General features: G+C 57.8%; 13 protein-coding genes. 4 read left to right on the forward strand and 9 right to left on the reverse strand.

What is annotated here, in order from left to right; all coding sequences use genetic code 11:
- Positions 1-2 precede the first annotated feature (2 nt).
- The 4 genes from I5192_RS01865 to I5192_RS01880 are packed head-to-tail and all read right to left on the reverse strand — an operon-like array spanning position 3 to position 4112.
- Positions 3-581 (reverse strand): histidine phosphatase family protein, encoded by a 579-nt coding sequence (locus I5192_RS01865; RefSeq protein ID WP_170636477.1) that lies wholly within the window; start codon positions 579-581, stop codon positions 3-5.
- Positions 578-1654: a glycosyltransferase family 4 protein gene (locus tag I5192_RS01870; RefSeq protein ID WP_223117621.1), complete on the reverse strand. Its 1077-nt coding sequence runs from the start codon at positions 1652-1654 to the stop codon at positions 578-580. The genes I5192_RS01865 and I5192_RS01870 overlap by 4 nt, the downstream gene beginning before the upstream one ends.
- Positions 1654-2901, reverse strand: coding sequence for a glycosyltransferase family 4 protein (locus tag I5192_RS01875; RefSeq protein ID WP_223117622.1), 1248 nt, complete (start codon positions 2899-2901; stop codon positions 1654-1656). Before I5192_RS01875 ends, I5192_RS01870 begins: the two co-directional genes overlap by 1 nt.
- On the reverse strand, positions 2898-4112 hold the full coding sequence (locus tag I5192_RS01880) for a glycosyltransferase family protein (protein ID WP_170596924.1): 1215 nt from the start codon (positions 4110-4112) through the stop codon (positions 2898-2900). The genes I5192_RS01875 and I5192_RS01880 overlap by 4 nt, the downstream gene beginning before the upstream one ends.
- Before the next feature lie 382 nt (positions 4113-4494).
- On the opposite strand from I5192_RS01880, the gene I5192_RS01885 reads away from it, so the two are divergent.
- Positions 4495-6891 (forward strand): mechanosensitive ion channel family protein, encoded by a 2397-nt coding sequence (locus I5192_RS01885; RefSeq protein WP_223117623.1) that lies wholly within the window; start codon positions 4495-4497, stop codon positions 6889-6891.
- A gap of 87 nt (positions 6892-6978) precedes the next feature.
- Here I5192_RS01885 and I5192_RS01890 read toward each other — a convergent pair whose 3' ends face one another.
- The 5 genes from I5192_RS01890 to I5192_RS01910 are packed head-to-tail and all read right to left on the reverse strand — an operon-like array spanning position 6979 to position 14204.
- Entirely contained in the window at positions 6979-8334 is a 1356-nt protein-coding gene (locus I5192_RS01890; RefSeq protein ID WP_223117624.1) for a CoA transferase, read from the reverse strand.
- Positions 8331-9485, reverse strand: a complete 1155-nt coding sequence (locus I5192_RS01895) for an ABC transporter permease (RefSeq protein WP_170397657.1) — start codon at positions 9483-9485, stop codon at positions 8331-8333. The genes I5192_RS01890 and I5192_RS01895 overlap by 4 nt, the downstream gene beginning before the upstream one ends.
- Positions 9482-10510 (reverse strand): ABC transporter permease, encoded by a 1029-nt coding sequence (locus I5192_RS01900; protein ID WP_170397654.1) that lies wholly within the window; start codon positions 10508-10510, stop codon positions 9482-9484. Before I5192_RS01900 ends, I5192_RS01895 begins: the two co-directional genes overlap by 4 nt.
- Positions 10511-10525: 15 nt before the next feature.
- Complete coding sequence (locus I5192_RS01905) at positions 10526-12439, reverse strand: ABC transporter substrate-binding protein (protein ID WP_223117625.1); 1914 nt, start codon at positions 12437-12439, stop codon at positions 10526-10528.
- Positions 12432-14204, reverse strand: coding sequence for an ABC transporter ATP-binding protein (locus I5192_RS01910; RefSeq protein WP_223117626.1), 1773 nt, complete (start codon positions 14202-14204; stop codon positions 12432-12434). The genes I5192_RS01905 and I5192_RS01910 overlap by 8 nt, the downstream gene beginning before the upstream one ends.
- 228 nt (positions 14205-14432) lie before the next feature.
- On the opposite strand from I5192_RS01910, the gene I5192_RS01915 reads away from it, so the two are divergent.
- The 3 genes from I5192_RS01915 (at position 14433) to I5192_RS01925 (ending at position 18154) form a co-directional block, all read left to right on the forward strand.
- The gene (locus I5192_RS01915) at positions 14433-14930 is read left to right on the forward strand and encodes a class I SAM-dependent methyltransferase (protein ID WP_170397645.1); all 498 of its coding nucleotides are present in this window, start codon (positions 14433-14435) and stop codon (positions 14928-14930) included.
- Positions 14931-15023: 93 nt separating this feature from the next.
- Positions 15024-15653 (forward strand): glutathione S-transferase family protein, encoded by a 630-nt coding sequence (locus tag I5192_RS01920; protein ID WP_223117627.1) that lies wholly within the window; start codon positions 15024-15026, stop codon positions 15651-15653.
- 98 nt (positions 15654-15751) lie between these two features.
- The gene (locus I5192_RS01925) at positions 15752-18154 is read left to right on the forward strand and encodes an FAD-dependent oxidoreductase (RefSeq protein ID WP_223117628.1); all 2403 of its coding nucleotides are present in this window, start codon (positions 15752-15754) and stop codon (positions 18152-18154) included.
- The last annotated feature ends 1 nt before the right edge of the window (position 18155 follow it).

The following is an 18155-nucleotide window of genomic DNA, read 5'->3' on the forward strand; positions in this document are numbered from 1 at the left end:
GGTCAAGCCTCACGCGCAATCAATCGAACCGGTTCGGGTTCAGGCCGCATTTCGTCCAGGTCTACGATAAACAGTCTGTTGCGCTTGATCTTAAACGGCGCGGGACCGGAAAAGTTCCAGCCCCAGGCCTTGGCCAATATTACCCTCATGATTCCGATGTGGCAGACAGCAAGATTGTCTCCCTGCAACTCGGTCAACCATGGATTAAGCCTTGCCCATAATTCAGCCGGGCTTTCACCGCCCGGTGGCCGATAATCCCAGCCCCAGTCTTCGATGTGGCGATAACCGCTGTCGGGGATTTCGATCAGTTCGGCACCGCGCCGTCCCTCCCAATCGCCCCAATTCATCTCGGTCAGCGCCTGAGATGTTTTGGGCGCTTTATCCGATACCAACTGCGCTGTTTCAGACGCGCGGCTTAGCGGGCTGGACCAGATTGATGCTGCGTTCCACGGCGATGGCAGGCAATACCCCGCAAGTTCAGCCCGCGCGTCGGCATCCAACGGGATGTCGCTGCGCCCCTGAATGCGACCCGCGCGATTCCAATCCGTGTGTCCATGGCGCAGAAGGGCGAGACGGGTCATCGGTTTTTCTCCAACAATGGGCGCACAGTGGTCCAGAACCGCTCGGTGGCGGATGGCATCAGATGGCGGTGCGCGACATAGGCGCGGGCGCGATTGCCCTCAGACTGGCTCAGGTCGGGATGGTCCAGAAACCTCTGTATACGCACGGCCAACCCTTTGGCACCCGATCCGGTATCGGGATGATCGGAAGGTATCAGCACATCACGAACACCGGGGCGATCTTGTGCTGCGACGGGAACGCCGCAGGCCTGGGCCTCAAGATAGACCATACCATAGGCTTCGTTGACCCCAGGCCAAACGAACAAGGACGCTTGGCTGTACCGGGCCCGCAACGCGTCCCGATCCAGCTGACCCAGAAACCGGACACGAGGTCCGAACCGCGCCATCAGCGCCTCGACTTCCAATCGGGCCGGGCCATCGCCTACCACGTCCAACGCCCAATCCCCTGTCAGATGTTCCAGCGTGTCGGCCAGAATGGCGTACGAGGCCTGCTTGTCCCCCGGCCGCATCATGCCCACGGTCAGCATCGGCCCATCACGGGTCGAAACAGGGGGTAATTCCGTGATGGGAAGAAACGGAGGCAGCTCGACGAGCGCCTGCGTACCGAACCTTTCCCGTTCTAACGTGATCAGATCGTTGGCAGTGTGGTAAAAAATCACCTCCGCAGAATCGCACGCGTCGTGCGCCGCTTGCGCAAAATCAGCCCATGGGCCTGCAAGCCGGCTGGTGGCGCGGGTACTTTCCAGCTGCACATACGGGATGTCTCTTGCGCGGCTCACGGCCGGGCCGAGCAGGTCGGGGGCCTTGTAGTAGTTGTGATAAGTCACCCACAGGTTCGTGTCAGAGGGCAGTTCCTCAGCCAGTCGTGCAGCCTCGGTCGTTGCTTTGCGACGTAATTCGTCCTGAAGTGCCCGGTCGCCTGCCTTGTCGTAAATCCGCAATTGCGAGGCCAGCTCAACAATGTCTCCCTCAGCGCCGAGGGCTTGCCTCAGGTTGCGGGCCATTTCGCGATCACCCGAGGGCTTGGGACTGTCGGGGGACTTCATCGGTGCATAGAAAGCCACCCGCGCCATCAGGGCTCGTCCGCGCACAAGGCGCTGAGCCGCTCGGACAAGCGACGTATGCCCGGGTCCATCCGGAAGTCGGCGATCAACCGGTTATACGCGGCCTCAGCCATCTCGGCCGTTCTGGTCGGGTTCCTGGCGAGATCCGCAATAGCCGAGGCAAGAGAGGTCGGGTCATCTGCTGACAACTGACCGTGAACACCGGAATCAATGAACTCCGGGATGGCTGACACCGGCGTTGACAGGATCGGGAGGCGCTGGGACGCGGCTTCCATCAAAACATTGGGTAAACCATCGCGGTCACCGTCGGCAGCAATTCTGCTGGGCAGGACAAACAGATCAGAGCGGCGCATCTCGGCAATGACTTCCGGTTGATCGCAAGCCCCCATCCACGTGATCTGATCGGAAATCCCTGCGGCATCGGCTTGTGCGCTCAACTCATCGCCCAGATTTCCGCCGCCGATATGGGTCCAATGCCAATTCAGCGATCTGGGGAGTAGCGCGAAAGCTTGGAGAAGCCGGTCAAAGCCCTTCTTTTCGACAAGACGCCCGACCGACAGCATGTGAAAGGGTGCATCCTCTGCACGCGAACACTGCTGGGGAGGTGCAGGAAACCGCGACAGGTCCAGCCCATGATAGATCAGTTCTACCCGCGCAGGATCATCCGCCAGTTCGCGCAGATGTGCGGCACCAATGGCAGTACAGGTTGCCCCGAAGATGGCGCCGTGAGAGGCCAGTTGCAGCTTTTCCCGCTTTTCCCAGTCTGGTGAGGTCCAGATATCTTTGGCATGCGCCGAAAAACTCCAGGGCAGGCTGCGCATGATAGACGCATAGCGGGCGACCGAAGACGGAGTGTGCATGAAATGCGCATACAGCGCCCGCGTTTGATCGGGCAGCTCAGCGGCCAATACGCAGGCCTGACCAAACCGGCGAATTCGGTTGTGAGTCGGGTCTCGGCGAAGGTCTTGCCGCCAGACCTGGTAAGCTTGTGCGTATCCGGGCAGACGAGCTGCATTGTCTCGCGCAGTCGCCAGCCGCTCAGGCTCTTCATAAAGGTATTCCGGCAGGTAATGCACCTGCCCCTTGAAGCGATCGTGCAGAGGATGGCGCTTGGTATCGGTCGGGTGGCGCAACGACCAGATATCGAAGCTGTGCCCTGCCTCCTGCAAGGCCACCAATTCTTGCGCGATGAACGTCTCGGACAGGCGCGGCCAGCCTTTGACCAGCACCGCCAGCTTGGGGGGTTCGCGCGTCATCCGGTGGCGCGCTCTTGTTCCGCGCCTAGCAGCGCGTTTATGCGATGAGTGACGTAGCTTAGCCCGTCCAACAACCCTGCGCGAATGGCCTGCGAAGGCAGCGGCTGATGGGGCAAGGCGCGGATCGCGCGGATCATTGCATCCGCCGTCAGACCGTCACGGTTTTCATCCAGCATGCGTACCAGACCCAGATCCTCGGCGCGCGAGGCACGAATCCATTGCTCCAGCCGCGGCGTCGTGCGCGGAACAATGACGGCGCGTTTGTCGAAGGACAAAACCTCGCAGAAGGTATTGTACCCGCCCATGCAGACCACACCGGCAGCGCCCGCGAACAGCGTTTCGATCTGCGATTCAAAGCCAACGGCGGTCACACGGCCATTTAGGGCGGCGACACGGGTTTCAAAATCTTCGCGTAGTTCGCCTGACAGGAAGGGCCCATAGACCAGCACAGCGCGGGGTGACAGATCCGGGTCTTTTTCATATGCGGACAGCACCAAATTGACCATCGCCTTGCCATCGCCGCCACCACCAGGGGTGATCAGGATATACGGTTGTTCTGGTGGCTCACCAACCGGCCCAAGATCGCGACGTAGATACCCTGTCCAATGAATGCGCTGTTGCGTCGCCGGGCTGAGGGGAAGGCCTTGTGTAGGATCGTAGACCGATCGCAACCCATATACCCAGATCTCATCATAGAATCGTTCAGTCGCCGTGATCGCGTCCTTACGCTCCCATTCGGCGGCCAGTACTTCGGGCTCATCCAGAACGTCGCGCAGGCCCAGAACCAATTTGGTTGAGCAGGAGTTTTCAAGATACTCAAGCGTCGGCAGCAGCTCACCGCGAAAACCGGTAGGCTCTTTGTCGACGATCAGCACATCGGGGTCGAACTGTTCGACAGATGTCTGGATCAGGCTTGCGCGCAACTCGGTCACATCATCGATGCCCATGCCGATGGTCTGCGAAGCATACGAGCCGTCGGCGCGTTTGGTGACCCCGGGTAGACGGACATGGTCAACCCGACGCGGAAAAGTAAACCGTCCGGCAATGGGTGAACCGGTCAATATGAGGGCCGAAGCGCGTTGATCGGCTTGTGTTATGGCCGCAGCCAGCGCGCGTGACCGGCGCAGGTGACCCAGGCCGAACGTGTCGTGACTATATAGCAGGATGCGCGGTGCGCGGCCGTGATTTTCGTTTTTGATCCCTAGGCTCATGCCTTCGCCTGTTTCGGTTCCGGTGCAACTCCGCGCGTCTGCACCTGATTATCGTAATTCTGCCAGACCTTCTTGCCAAAGGCACAGATTCCGCCGTCCAAATGCGCCAAACATTGCGATTTGGCAACAACATAATGCCACCGCCGGCAACAGGCGCACCTTGCGATATGCAGGCCGATGGTTCTTCATGCACAAGCCAATTCGGAGGCTGGACGCCTCAGGTGGTCATATTCAATTTTTGTTGTCTTGGAAACACTTTATCCCATCCATTGCGTCAGGAACACGGGCTCTCACGATGTTGACACCGCGTGTGCGGATGATTTGAACAGCCTTCTGAGGTTCTATAGTCTTGGACGCAGCTACGAATTGGATGCGATATACGATGAAAATGAATGTTCTGGCCGGGCTGATTTTGGTGATTTGGGCGGCGATGCTGGCCAGTGCAACCGACGTGGTTGCGCAAACTTCGCTTATTCCGGGATACCCAATCGGATCAAGCGAGGAAACCGGTTCTTCAAGCTCTGCCGCTGATAGCGATCTGGCGGCGGCCATTCGTTCCGCTTCCGAGGCGGGCGCAAGCGTAATCGTAATCGACAGCGCCGGGCAGGTTGTATCGGCTGCGGGCAACAGCGGTGACGCGACGCCAGAGGCAGATAGCATTGATCACATGGCTGAGGGTTCTCAGCTGATGAAGGCGCAAGAGCGGTTCTCAAAGTTCCGGGATTCCGTACGCTCGCGGATGGAGGCGCTGCCCTATTCGGTCTTTGAGGTCCAATACATCCTCAGACAGACCAGTCCGGACGGGCGGATTCAGACCTATGTCGAGGTGTTGGTCCTGAACGTGTTGTTCCTTTTGCTGGGGCGTTGGTTGTCGATCGAAATCTACGGCAAGCGCATCGCGAAGCGTTTGGTGGTTGCGCGCATCAAGGAAAACCCGGTTGGCTATCGTGAGAAGATGCCTTTCCTTGTGTATCGTTTCGTGATGGGCATTGGTGGAACGATCTTTGCCATGCTCATGGCGCTGATCGTTGGCTATCTGTTCTTTGGTGAAGCGGAAGACATATCAATCCAGTTTACCGTTACGGCAATCTTTACCGCATTCTTCCTTTCGCGCACCGTCTCGGACTTGTGGCGGATGGTTCTGTCGCCTTACCTCAGCCAGTATCGCTTGCCGCCTTTTTCAGACCGGGACGCCAAGCGCCTGTATGTTTGGGCGTCAGCACTGGCGACCTATGACATCTCGGTTGTTCTGTTCTCGACATGGGTCGCGGATTTTGGGCTGAACTATAACGTCTATGCCATGGTCTATGGTAGCCTGACGCTGATCGGGGCGCTGGGCAACATACTGATGATCCTGTTCAATGCACGCGCGATTTCGAACGCCATTCGTGGCGGGCGTGCTCCGGATCAGGTGTCTTGGATACTGAAGTTCATCTCTTTCGCCTGGGCACCGGTTCTGGTGCTTTATATGGTGTTCAGCTGGTTCAAACTGGCCGTTGATCTGGTGCTCGAGGTTCAGGATTCGATCCCGATCGTGGCCAGCAGCTATGCCATCTTTATGTCCGTCGTCGTGGCCTACGGCGCGATGAACTATCTGCTTGAAAGGTATTTTGATCGCAATCGCAGAATTGAGGTGATGAATGCCGACGCAGAAGCGGCTGAGCAGATCGAGGATGAGCTGGTGGCTGATACGCCGCAGGCCGAAAAGCGCAAACACGCCATTCTGACGTACGAAGACCTTGCCCGTCGTGTGGCAGGCATTCTGGCCTTTGTGGTGGGTCTCTATGCGCTGGTAGTGATCTGGAACCCGCAGGCCAATTGGTCGGATGACTTGCCTATCGAGCGGGCGCTGGATGTGATGGTGATCCTGTTTATGGGTTACATTCTGTTTCACTTCTTCCGCGTCTGGATCGATAGCAAGATCGCGGAAGAGACGGATGACGGCGGTGCTGAAGCCGAGCTGGGCGACGAAGGAGGCGAAGGCGGGCAGAGCCGTCTTGCAACTTTGTTGCCTCTGTTCCGCGGGGCCATTCTGGCTGTGGTCGTTGTGACCATCGCGCTGATTGTATTGATGGAACTGGGGATCAATGTCAGCCCGCTGTTTGCCGGTGCAGGTGTTGTGGGTCTGGCCGTTGGTTTCGGGTCGCAAACCTTGGTCCGCGACATCTTCTCGGGTGCGTTCTTCCTGATGGATGATGCTTTCCGCAAGGGAGAATACATAGACATCGGTGATGTAAAGGGGACGGTCGAAAAGATATCGGTCCGGTCCTTCCAACTGCGCCACCACCTTGGTGCGCTCAACACGATCCCATTTGGAGAGATCAAGGTTCTGACAAACTATTCCCGCGACTGGGTAATCATGAAGCTGCCGTTGCGGGTGACCTATGACACCGATGTCGAAAAGGTGCGGAAGCTGATCAAGAAGCTGGGTCAAGAGCTGCTGAGCGATCCGGTGATTGGTGATAACTTCATCCAGCCGCTGAAATCGCAGGGTGTGATCGAAATGCAGGATTCTGCGATGATTATCCGGGTCAAGTTTATGACCAAGCCGGGCGATCAGTGGCTGGTGCGCAAGAAAGTCTATCAGGATATTCGTGAGCTGTTTGCCCGTGAAGGCATCCGGTTTGCGCATCGGGAAGTCACCGTGCGACTGGCGGATGACAAAGAGGTCGAGGACCTGACTCCCAAACAACGCGAGGCTGTCACAGGGGCCGTTCAGGCCGCGATTGACGAAGACTATCTGGACGATATCGGCCCCGGCGGTGGTGATGATCGCTAGGAGGGCTCCCGCCCCTTTGGTTTGCGTCTCTGGCGAGACGTCAACCAAAGCGTTGGGCCGGGCCGCGCGTCCCGCGCGGCGGCAGCTTTAAGCGGTAAGTGACGGCCAAGTGGGCTGCGAAGTTCCCAGTTTGGACGCAGGCAAAGCCCAGTGCATATTTGCGGATCCAACGGTTAGCGCCGGCTTCAATCGATAGCCGGGCCCCCACCCGGAAGGTTCGAGCGCATCCGCATAATCGACAGGCAGCGACTCGGTAATTTCGTCACCGGGCTCGCTCTTGGCGAGGGTGGCCAGCAATTCGGCGGTGCGCGCCAGCGAGAGCCGGGCATCCATGACGGCCTGACCGGATGCGGCTTCGGCGAGCGCCGAGAGCAGGGCGGCTGCCATCAAGTAGCCAGTTGCGTGATCCAGTGCCTGAACAGGCAACGGAGTTGGCTTGTCGACCCCCGCCCAACCCATCCCTGCATGTGCGATTCCGGAACTCATCTGTACAAGGCTGTCAAAACCGCGGCGCGCTGCCCATGGTCCTTGCCAGCCATAAGCGTCGAGCGTGACTTCAACCCTGTTGGGGGCAAGCTGATCCCGCGTGTTTTTGCCCAGACCGAGTGCGTCCAAAGCGCCGGGCCGATACCCGTGGACAAATATGTCCGCTTGGGCCAGCAGCTCTTGCAGTTTTAATTTTCCATCGGGTGATTTCAGGTTCAGATAGGCGCAGTGCTTGCCGAGAGAAATGTCAGGAATGACGCCAGGTTCATCCCAGCCGGGTGGATCGATCCTCAGGACCTCGGCGCCAAAACCCGCAAGTGTTCGTGTCGAGACTGGCCCGGCCAGAATGCGGGTCAGATCGAGCACACGCAGCCCAGAAAGAGGTCGCGCGGCAGTCGCCTGAGGCCGATCACGTAGTTGAATATTGCGTGGCCCCTGCCATCCGATCAACGGCTCGCGGGCCAATATGCGTCCTTGCGGATGGTCATGCCACTCAGAGCGGCCGCGCATTGCGGCAGCGACGCCGCCCTCGGCGACAATCGCGGCTTCCAGTTCAGAGATGCTCCAATCCCGAACTGCGCGCGATACCAGCGCACGGTCCGGCGCGACTTGCAAAACATTAAGGGCGGCGGCGCGATGACTGGGCAGGTTGGTGTGCAGCCTGATCCACCCATCAGAGGCCTGATAGTCGCCAGCAATCGCGTCCCAAAGGCTGGGCATATCCCACCCTTCGGGTTTGAAGGAAAAGCCATACCACAAGGAGGCCAGTCGATGATCTACGGCCACCTCCAGAGGTGCAGGCGCCAGGTTCAAGGCTGTCACAAGGCGCGACAGCTCCTGCCCGACTGCCGCAAAACTGGCCGTCGCCAGCTCCGAAACCGCGAAGGCGCTGGGCCGCGCACCCGCCCCATTGACCCTGTAGGTGTCAGTTGAGGGGAGGGCGGACAGCAAGCTCATTGCTGATAGGGATCAAGGCTGTCGCGCAGCCCATCGCCAAGGAAGTTGAAGGCCAGCACCACGACGATGATCGGTAGCATCGGGATCGCGGTCCATGGATAGATTTCGATTGAGGCGAGGTTCTGCGCGTCGTTCAACATCACGCCCCAACTGACCGCCGGGGCGCGCAGCCCAAGGCCAAGGAAGCTGAGGGCGGTTTCGCCCAAGATCATCGCAGGGATTGATAGCGTGGCCGAGGCAATCAGATGCGACATGAAATTGGGTAGCAGGTGCTTTCGGATCACACGACCGGAACTTGCGCCCATCATCTCGGCCGCACGTACGTATTCCTCTTCCCTGAGAGACAGGAATTTTGCGCGGACAGATCGGGCAAGGCCTGGCCAATCGAGAATACCGAGGATGATCGAGATGATGAAGAATACCGCGACCGGGCTCCAATTTGATGGCACCGCGGCGGATAAGGCCAGCCAGAGGGGAAGTTCCGGCAGCGAGCGCAGGATTTCGATCACACGGTTGATGGTCCAGTCGATGCGCCCTCCGAAATACCCGGCCATTGACCCGAACAGGATGCCGAGGAAGAAGGATACCGAAATGCCGATCAGGCCCACTGTCAGCGACAGTTGCGCGCCATATAGGATGCGGCTGAATACATCGCGGCCCAGACGGTCCGAGCCCCACAGAAACAGCGTGGCCCCTTCGGGTGCGCAAAACAGGTGCGTATCGGATTTTATCAGGCCTGCGAGTTTGTATTCTGACCCTTCGCAGAAGAACCGGATTGGGCGCGGGTCTTCCGTGTCAGCGACGAATTTCCACTGGAAAGTTTCAAGGTCCGCCTCTGCAACTATTGGATAAACGTAGGGGCCGATGAACTTCCCCTCATGAAACCAGTTGACCGACTGGGGTGGAGCATACAGGTGCTCTCCGTTCCGATCATTGGGGCCGTAGGGGGCAATAAAGCCCGCAAAAGGCAGCATCAAGTAGCAGAGCAGTAAGAAGAGGCCAGAAATCAGACCCAGCTTGTGGGTCCTGAACTTGCGCCAGACCAGCACCCAATTAGGGGCATCGAGATCTGCGCGCTCAAGCTGCTGAATAGAGGCCTGCGGGTCAAATGGTGCGTCGTCGACATAGCGACCATCGGGTTTATCGGTCATGCTTCGCGCCCCTCGTAACGAATGCGCGGATCAAGCATGACCAGCAGGATATCGGAAATCATGGTGCCGATCAGCGTCAGCAGAGCCACGAACATAAGAATGAAGGCCGACAGGAACTGGTCCTGCGTTTTCAAGGCAGTCAGCAGGGTCGGGCCGATTGTTTGCAGACCCAGAACCACCGAGACCAAAACCGACCCGGAAACCATCGAGGGCAGCAGGTTTCCAATGTCGGCGACAAACGGGTTGAAGGCCACGCGCAATGGGTATTTCGTCAGCATCCGCGATGGGGACATGCCCTTGGCGATTGCTGTTTCGACATAAGGTTTCCCTAGTTCATCCAGCATATTGGCGCGCAGGCGCTGCATCATGGCCGAAGCACCCGAGGTTCCGATGACGAAGGTCGGAACGATCAGGTGGACAAGGATGGATTTCAACTTGTCCCAACTCATCGGTTGTCCCTCAAAGGAAGGGTCCATTAGTCCGCCGATGGGCAGGTTGAAATAGCGATGGCCATAGTAGAACAGGATCAGCGCCAACAGGAAGTTCGGGGTCGCAAGACCCAGATAGCCTACAAAGGCCGAGGTATAGTCGATCCACGTCCGTGATCTGGCCGCAGCGATGACCCCCAATGGTAGAGCAACGGCATAGACGAATAGAATGGCAGCCAGATTGACCACAACCGTCAACCACAGCGTATCGCCCACGATCTCGCGCACGGGGCGGTCAAATTCGAAGGACCAGCCATAATTGCCCTGTAACAAGCCTTCGAACCCATGCGGTCCGGGCCAAAAGCCCATCCAGATCAGGTACTGCTCGGGCAACGACCGGTCCAATGAGTATTCCTTGCGCAGAAACTCGGCCTTGGCGACACCGGCGGACTGTCCCGAAGCCTGCAGTTCGGCGATCTGGTTGCTGAGATAATCGCCGGGGGGCAGGTTGATGATCACGAAAATCAGAACCGACACCACCAGCAATGTCAGCAGCATCGTGAAAAAGCGATACACCGCGTAGCGCAGCATGACCATTTAGCTGCTCCTGAATTAGTCGGCGAAGAAGAACTCGTCGGGACGGTGAATGCCGAAATGTGCGCCGGGTTCCCATGCCCACATGGCCTGCTCAGGCACATTGCGCAGGCGGTTCGACACGACAATAGGCTGCGGTGCGCCGTTCAGGATGCCGATCGCATAAAGCTGGTCAGCGTGAATTTTCAGCATCTCAGACCAGACTGCGCCGCGTTCTTCATCCGTGGAGGCGATTTCCCAATCGTGGGCAAGCTTCATGAGAAGTTCGGCCTCGGGCATGTCTGGTGGTTCGCCCGACCCTCCATTTGTCTGATAGTATTGGCCCCATTTAGGCCATGCCAGAAAGACCTGATCGGTCGGGGCGAGATAGGCCGGCGATGTGTGGCTTTGCGGAATGCCGTCATCCCAGCCGAACCAGACCGACGCCATTGTATTGCCCGAGAAGACCCGGTTGCGCAGGATGTCTCGATCCAATGGTCGCATGACCAGTTCGACTCCGATCTCACGCCAGGTATCCGTGACGATCTGCAGGGCATTTTCAACCTCTTGCCGCTCACCTGCGGTTTCGATGATCAGCTCCATCGGACGCCCGTCGGGCAACAGTCGGATACCATCTTTGTCACGCTCGGTCAGCCCAGCCTCATCAAGCAGAGCATTCGCCTTGTCGACGTCATACTGTGCCCAAGCCTGCGCATTCGCTTCGTCGTAGAAGGGCGATGCGGGCAGAACCGACATCGCGCCGGGTTGGGCCAGCTTGAAATAGAGCGCCTGATTGATCGTCTTGCGATCAATGGCGAGCGACAGTGCCCTGCGTACACGTACATCGCGCAGAACCTCGCGCCACGCATCGTCAGTGTAGTTCAAATTGGGATAAATCGCGATCTGCGACGCGACGCCTGTTTTCCACAGAAGCGTCTTGTATCCACCTTCAGCCTCGCCCTTTTTCAAGATCGAGGCATCGCGGAATGCCAATCCGCGACCTTGCAAGTCGGTTTCACCCGCATTTGCTTTGGCCGCGACCAAACCCGGTGCGACGATTTCCATTTCGACTACGTCGATATAGGGCAGCTGAACCCCATTTGAATCCACCCGATGGTAATAAGGGTTACGGACAAAGTTGTGCCGGATTTTCTTGCCCGAACTTGCGTTGAGCCATGGCTGCAACGTCGGCAGTTCATGATTGTCGTACTTATATAGATTGTCCAACTTGTTATGCAGCGCCGCCCAGCTTTTTACCCGCGCATCTTCGACCTTGAATGCCAGTTCTTCGGGGTCTGCAAACTTCTCGTGATACTGCTTAAGGAACTCAGACGGTCGATAGATAAAGGGCGGCCGCGCCTGAGCAAGTGATTGCAGGAAATTCGGGTTGGGGTCATCCCATTCGAATACAACTGTTGTTTCGTCGGGGAAGGTGACGGTGGGTGTTTTGCCTTCAACCAGCAGGAAATCTGGTGGGCCTGAAGGGCTGAGCAATTCGTTGTTGGCCACATCCTCCCACCAATACCGGAAGTCTTCGGATGTGAACGCGGATCCGTTTGACCATTTGTGGCCGGGTCGCAGGTTCAAAGTAAATTTGCGATTGTCTTCATTTTCGAAAGAAGCCAGCAAATCCGGGACGATGTTGTAATCCTGATCGAAGCCCACAAGCCTTGCGTAGCCATAGACCACCATTTGCCGAATATCTTTGGACCGGGTGACCATCGTGCGCAGTGTACCGCCGGGTACGCCGAATTCGCGACCTTTGGCGGCTAAGTCCACGATCAGCGGTTCTTGCGGAATACGTTCAGCAACCGGTGGCAGGTCGCCGCTTTCAACCTCGGTTTGCCAGAACGCGTTTTCCTGAAGATTAGACGGAATTTCTGCCACAGCGGGCAGCATTCCTGTGATGGCCAGCGACGCGGCCAAAATCAATCGGTGAGTGGTCTTAAACATGGCAACGTACCTTATGGCCGGGCTCCAACTCTACCAAAGAAGGTATCACGGAGTCGGAAAATCGAAAGGCGTCATCCCAACTGTCGGGAGAACCGGCACCCAACGCAACCAGTTTCAGATCAATCGGGCGATTGATATCTGGTTCCGGCTGGGCGGCAATCAGTGCCTTGGTATAGGGATGACGTGGATTGTAGAACAGGGTTTCGGGTGGGGCTTGTTCCACCACAAGACCCCGGCGCATGACGGCGACTTCGTCGGCAATGCGCGCGACGACGGCCAGATCATGTGAGATGAACAGGTAAGACAGGTTCAGACTGTCCTGCAGTTCTTCGAGCAGGGTCAAAATTTGCTCTTGAACGGATACATCCAGCGCCGAGGTTGGCTCGTCACAAACAATCAGCGCCGGGTCCAACATCATCGCGCGGGCGATAGATAGGCGCTGTCGTTGTCCACCAGAAAACGCATGCGGATAGCGTTTGAGCATATCGGCATTCAGCCCGACCCGCTGCAACATCGCGGCCGCTTTGTCGCGCTGCTCTGCCACAGTGCCGAGGCGGTGTATCTCCAACGGCTCGGTCATGGCATCCTGAATGCGCATACGGGGGCTAAGAGAGCTATAGGGATCCTGAAACACCATTTGCGCCTTGCGCTGAAACGCGGTGCGTTCGGTCCGTGTCATACTGTGAACCGTTATCGGTTCGGAATCCCTTGTTGTTCTGAACAGAACTTCGCCGCCCGGGTCGGGCAGTTCAGCGCCCAGAGCGATTCTGGCGGCGGTTGTTTTGCCAGACCCGCTTTCGCCAACGATTGCAAGCGTCTTGCCGCGCGCCAGCTTCATATCTACGCCCCGGCAGGCATGGATCAGTTTGTCGGCTTTCCAACCTTTGCTCGATCGCATCGTGTAGGTCTTTGAGACCCCGGTCATCTGCAGAATTAGGTCCTCGTCGGGCATCGGTATGCCGACGGCATCCTGATCGGGTATCTCAGGCGCTGCGTCGAACAGCTGCTGCGTATAGGGGTGCGCCGGATCGTTCAGAATTGGTGCTGCCGGGCCAGCTTCCATCACGCGGCCTTTGTGCATGACGACCACCCGCTCGGCCATGTTAGCAACTACACCCAGGTCATGGGTGACAAGGATCAGCGCCATACCGGTCTCGCGCTGCAGCTCTTTGATCAGCCCAAGAACCTGCGCTTGGGTGGTAACATCCAGCGCTGTTGTCGGCTCGTCCGCGATGAGCAATTCAGGCTTGGACACCATGGCCATGGCAATCATGGCACGCTGGCGCATGCCGCCGGACAGCTCGAACGGATAGCTGTCGTAGGCGCGGGCAGGGTCGGGGAAACCAACCCTCTCAAACTGGGTCAGAACTTCTTTGCGGGCCTGTGCATCGGATGCGCCGCGATGCAACCAAAGAACTTCGCTGACCTGATTTCCGATTTTGTGAAGCGGTGACAGAGATCGCATCGGTTCCTGAAAAATCATAGAAACCCGATTGCCGCGAATACCACGCATCTGTCTTTCACTCAGTTCGATCAGATTAGCGGTGCCTTTGGAATCGTTCAGCGTGATCGTTCCGCTACGGATCTTGGCGGTACGCGGCAGAATACGCAGTGCAGCGCGACAGGAAATCGTTTTGCCCGAACCGGATTCTCCAACCAATGCAAGTGTCTGCCCGGGTTCGACCTCGAAGCTGACATCTTGGACAACGGATGGACCCGTGCCAAAGCCGATGCTGAGATCCCGAACGGACAACAACGCACTCATGCGGGTTTTCCACCCGTCTGGCCGCTAAAAAACATCGGCTTTGTGAACTCCCTGTCTTTTTTGAGCAGTTTCGCGCGGTTGGGGCGGCGTAGTCAAACACCTTCTTCACCCGAATTGTCGCGGAATCGTGAAACTCGGGCCGTATGGCTACACAAAGTCTTGAGTTTTTGCCATCAAAGGCGCAATCGCCCCCCGACTGGTGTCGAATGATTTTGAAAGAGGTGCCCCGTGTCCGAGCAACAAAGCCGATTGGATCTGTTCATTGACCGAATGGTCTCGCAACGTGCTTGTCTGGACTTTGCCATCGCGCAGACCACGGGGCAGCCCGGTCCGGTTTTTGAGCTGGGATTGGGAAATGGGCGCACATATCACCACATGGTTAAGCACATTCAGGACCGTCCTGTTTATGTTTTTGAACGGGCCGTTGCGTCTCATCCCGATTCGACACCGCCCGATGATCTGGTGATTCTCGGTGATGTGCGCGAAACATTGCCTGCTTCGGTTACGCGATTTGGCGCGTCAGCCAGTCTGATCCATGCCGATCTTGGGGGACACAACCGGCAAAAGAATGATGCTTTTGCCCGCCTCGTCTCACCTTTGATCGAACCGCTTCTGGCGCGGGATGGACTGATGGTTTCCAGCGATCGTATGTATTTCGAAACACTGACCGAAGTGCCGCTGCCTGCAGGCGCGGTGGAGGGACGTTGTTTCATCTACCGGCGTTGATCTGCCGTAGGGTCACTGTGTGATCCGACTCGCGCTGTAGTACCGGGCCGGTCTAACGTCTGAGGCGTGAAGCTTTGGAGGGGACCGTCAAAAATGCTGTTCTACGATTGTTCAACCGCGCCAAGCCCGCGCCGTGCCCGGATGTTTATTGCGGAAAAGGGGCTGGAGATTGAAACCCGCCATATCTCAATCGCCAAGGGTGAACAGTTTAGTGATGCCTTCCGGACCGTGAACCCCGGTGCAACGATTCCTGTGCTTGTTACGGATGAAGGTACCACGCTCACAGAAAATCTTGGCATCGCCGCCTATCTCGAGGCGCGCTTTCCGGAACCTGCCTTGATGGGGCAAACGCCGGATGAAAAAGGCGAAATTCTGATGTGGAATGCCATCGCCGAACAACAATGTGGCGCACCAATCGCGGAAACATTGCGCAACACCCATCCTTCGTTCAAAGATCGCGCGATTACCGGGCCTGCAAACCACGCGCAAATCCCTGAACTAGCGCAGCGGGGGGCTGAGCGGGTGCGTGCCTTCTTCGATTTGCTTGAGGCCCGTCTGCAAGTGAGCGGTTTCGTTGCGGGTGACATGTTTTCACTGGCCGATATCACCACATTTGTGTTTGTCGATTTCGCACGTGTCATCAAGATGCGTATCCCAGAAGAGAACACGGCCACACGCGCCTGGTTTGATGCCGTTCAGACACGCCCGAGCGCCCGGCTTTAAGCTGATCCGGGTGCTGTCCCTCGAACTGTACAGAAATGTCTAGACAGAAGTGAACAGTGCCTCTAGCGTCCTCTGCGAGTCATGCAGGGGAGCGCAGGATGAAATCACAGTATCGTGTCGTAGTCATCGGTGGCGGCGTTGTCGGCGCCTCGGTTCTGTACCATCTCGCCAAGTTTGGCTGGTCAGATGTGGTCATGCTGGAAAGGCGGCGTTTGGCCTCGGGGTCTTCGTGGCACGCGGCGGGAGGCATCCATGCGCTGAACGCAGATCCGAACATGGCGTCGCTGCAGGCCTATACGATTGATCTGCTCAGCGAGATCGAAAAAGAGTCGGGCCAGAATATCGGCCTGCACATGACCGGCGGCCTGACGCTGGCGGGCACGCCCGAACGGTGGGAGTGGCTGCAGGCCAACTACCGCATTTTTCAGTCCATCGGCATTGACGACTGTGAGTTGTTGTCGCCAGAGGAGGCGCAGAAACGCTGCCCGATCATGTCCACCGACGGCGTGCTGGGCGCGATGTGGGCGGATCGCGAAGGTTACATCGATACAACCGGTACGGTTCAGGCTTATGCAACTGCGGCCAAGAAACGTGGCGCGGAATACTACGAAGAAACCAAGGTCGAAAGCCTGACACAGACTGCGGATGGTTGGGAAGTTGTGACCGACAAAGGCACTATCACTTGTGAACATGTGGTCAACGCTGCTGGCCTCTGGGCCAAACAGGTGGGGCGCATGGCCGGAGTGGAGCTGCCGGTTTCGCCGCTGAAACACCACTATCTGATCACCGATACGGTGCCTGAGGTGGCCGAGGCGGATTTCGAGATGCCGATGACGGTTGATCTTGAAGGCTTCACCTATATGCGACAGGACCAGAAGGGCGTTCTGGTGGGCATCTACGAGGTCGATCACGAGCACTGGGCTATGGACGGTGCGCCGTGGAATTACGGTGAAGAATTGTTCCAGGAACAGCTCGACCGGATCGAGAACGAGCTGACGCTGGGCTTTGAACGGTACCCGTCGATCCAGAATGTTGGCATCAAAACATGGGTGAACGGCGCGTTCACCTTCTCACCCGATGGCAACCCGCTGGTCGGTCCGGTCCCAGGCAAGCGCGGTTATTGGTCAGCTTGTGCGGTGATGGCCGGATTCCTGCAGGGTGGCGGCGTTGGTAAGACGCTTGCCGAATGGATGATCCATGGCGAGCCTGAGGCCGACGCATGGCCTATGGACGTGGCGCGCTATGGCGATTTCGCTCAGAACAAACGCTACATCCGCGAAACAACCGGTCAGTTCTATTCCCGTCGTTTCGTGATGACTTACCCGAACGAGCAACTGCCCGCAGGTCGCCCGCTGAAGATGGCCCCAGCCCATGATGCAATGACCGAGGCGGGGTGCAAATGGGGCGTCAGTTGGGATCTGGAAGTGCCGCTTTACTTTGCGCCCGAAGGCTTTGAAGAGACGCCGACGCTGAAACGCTCGAATGCGCACGACATCGTGGCTGAGGAGTGCAAAACCATCCGCGAAGGCGTGGGACTACTGGATATCTCGGGCTTTTCGCGCTTTGAGGTCACTGGGCCAAATGCCGAGGCTTGGCTGGACAGGATCATGGCGTCGAAACTGCCTGCACCGGGGCGTGCCAAACTGGCTCCAATGCTGGGTGAAAACGGTCGCCTCAAGGGTGATCTGACCGTGCTGAACTGGGGCGACGGGACCTGGTGGATCATGGGTAGCTATTATCTGCGCGCATGGCATATGCGCTGGTTCAATGATCACATGATGGACGCCGTGAATATCCGCGATCTGGGCGAGGAATATTGCGGTTTTGCCGTGGTTGGGCCGAAATCGCAGGCTGTGGTCGAGAAACTGGTCGAACAGGATATCTCGGGCCTGAAATTCATGGGCTGTGGCGACTTTGATATCGGTCTGGTGCGTGCCCGTGTGGCGCGTATGTCTGTGACGGGCGAAAAAGGGTATGAGATAAACTGCCGCTATGGCGACCACATCAAACTGCGCCGGATGCTGCTAGAGGCCGGGGCCGGGGACGGTATCCGCGAATGCGGATTCAACGCGATGCTGTCGACGCGGCTTGAGAAGAGCTTTGGTATCTGGTCTGCAGAATTCACTCAGCTTTACACGCCAGGCATGACCGGAATGGATCGCTGGATCGACTGGAACAAGGATTTCGTTGGCAAAGAGGCTGCGCTGGCTGAACGCGATGGCAACGGTCCGGCGCAAGTTCAAGTGACGCTTGAGGTTGACGCGCTGGATGCCGATGCCAGCGGGTATGAACCGATTTGGGCCGGGGAAGAGCGCGTTGGATTTGTGACTTCGGGTGGCTATGGCCACTACACGGGCAAGTCGCTGGCCATGGCTTTGGTCGACCGCGACAAGGCTGAACCAGGCACCGAGTTGTCGGTGCATGTGGTCGGTGTCGAACGCCCGGCCCGCGTGATTGCGCCGTCGCCCTATGACCCGCTTGGCAAAGCGATGCGAGGTTGAC

Source organism: Ruegeria sp. SCSIO 43209 (assembly GCF_019904295.1).
Lineage (GTDB): Bacteria > Pseudomonadota > Alphaproteobacteria > Rhodobacterales > Rhodobacteraceae > Ruegeria.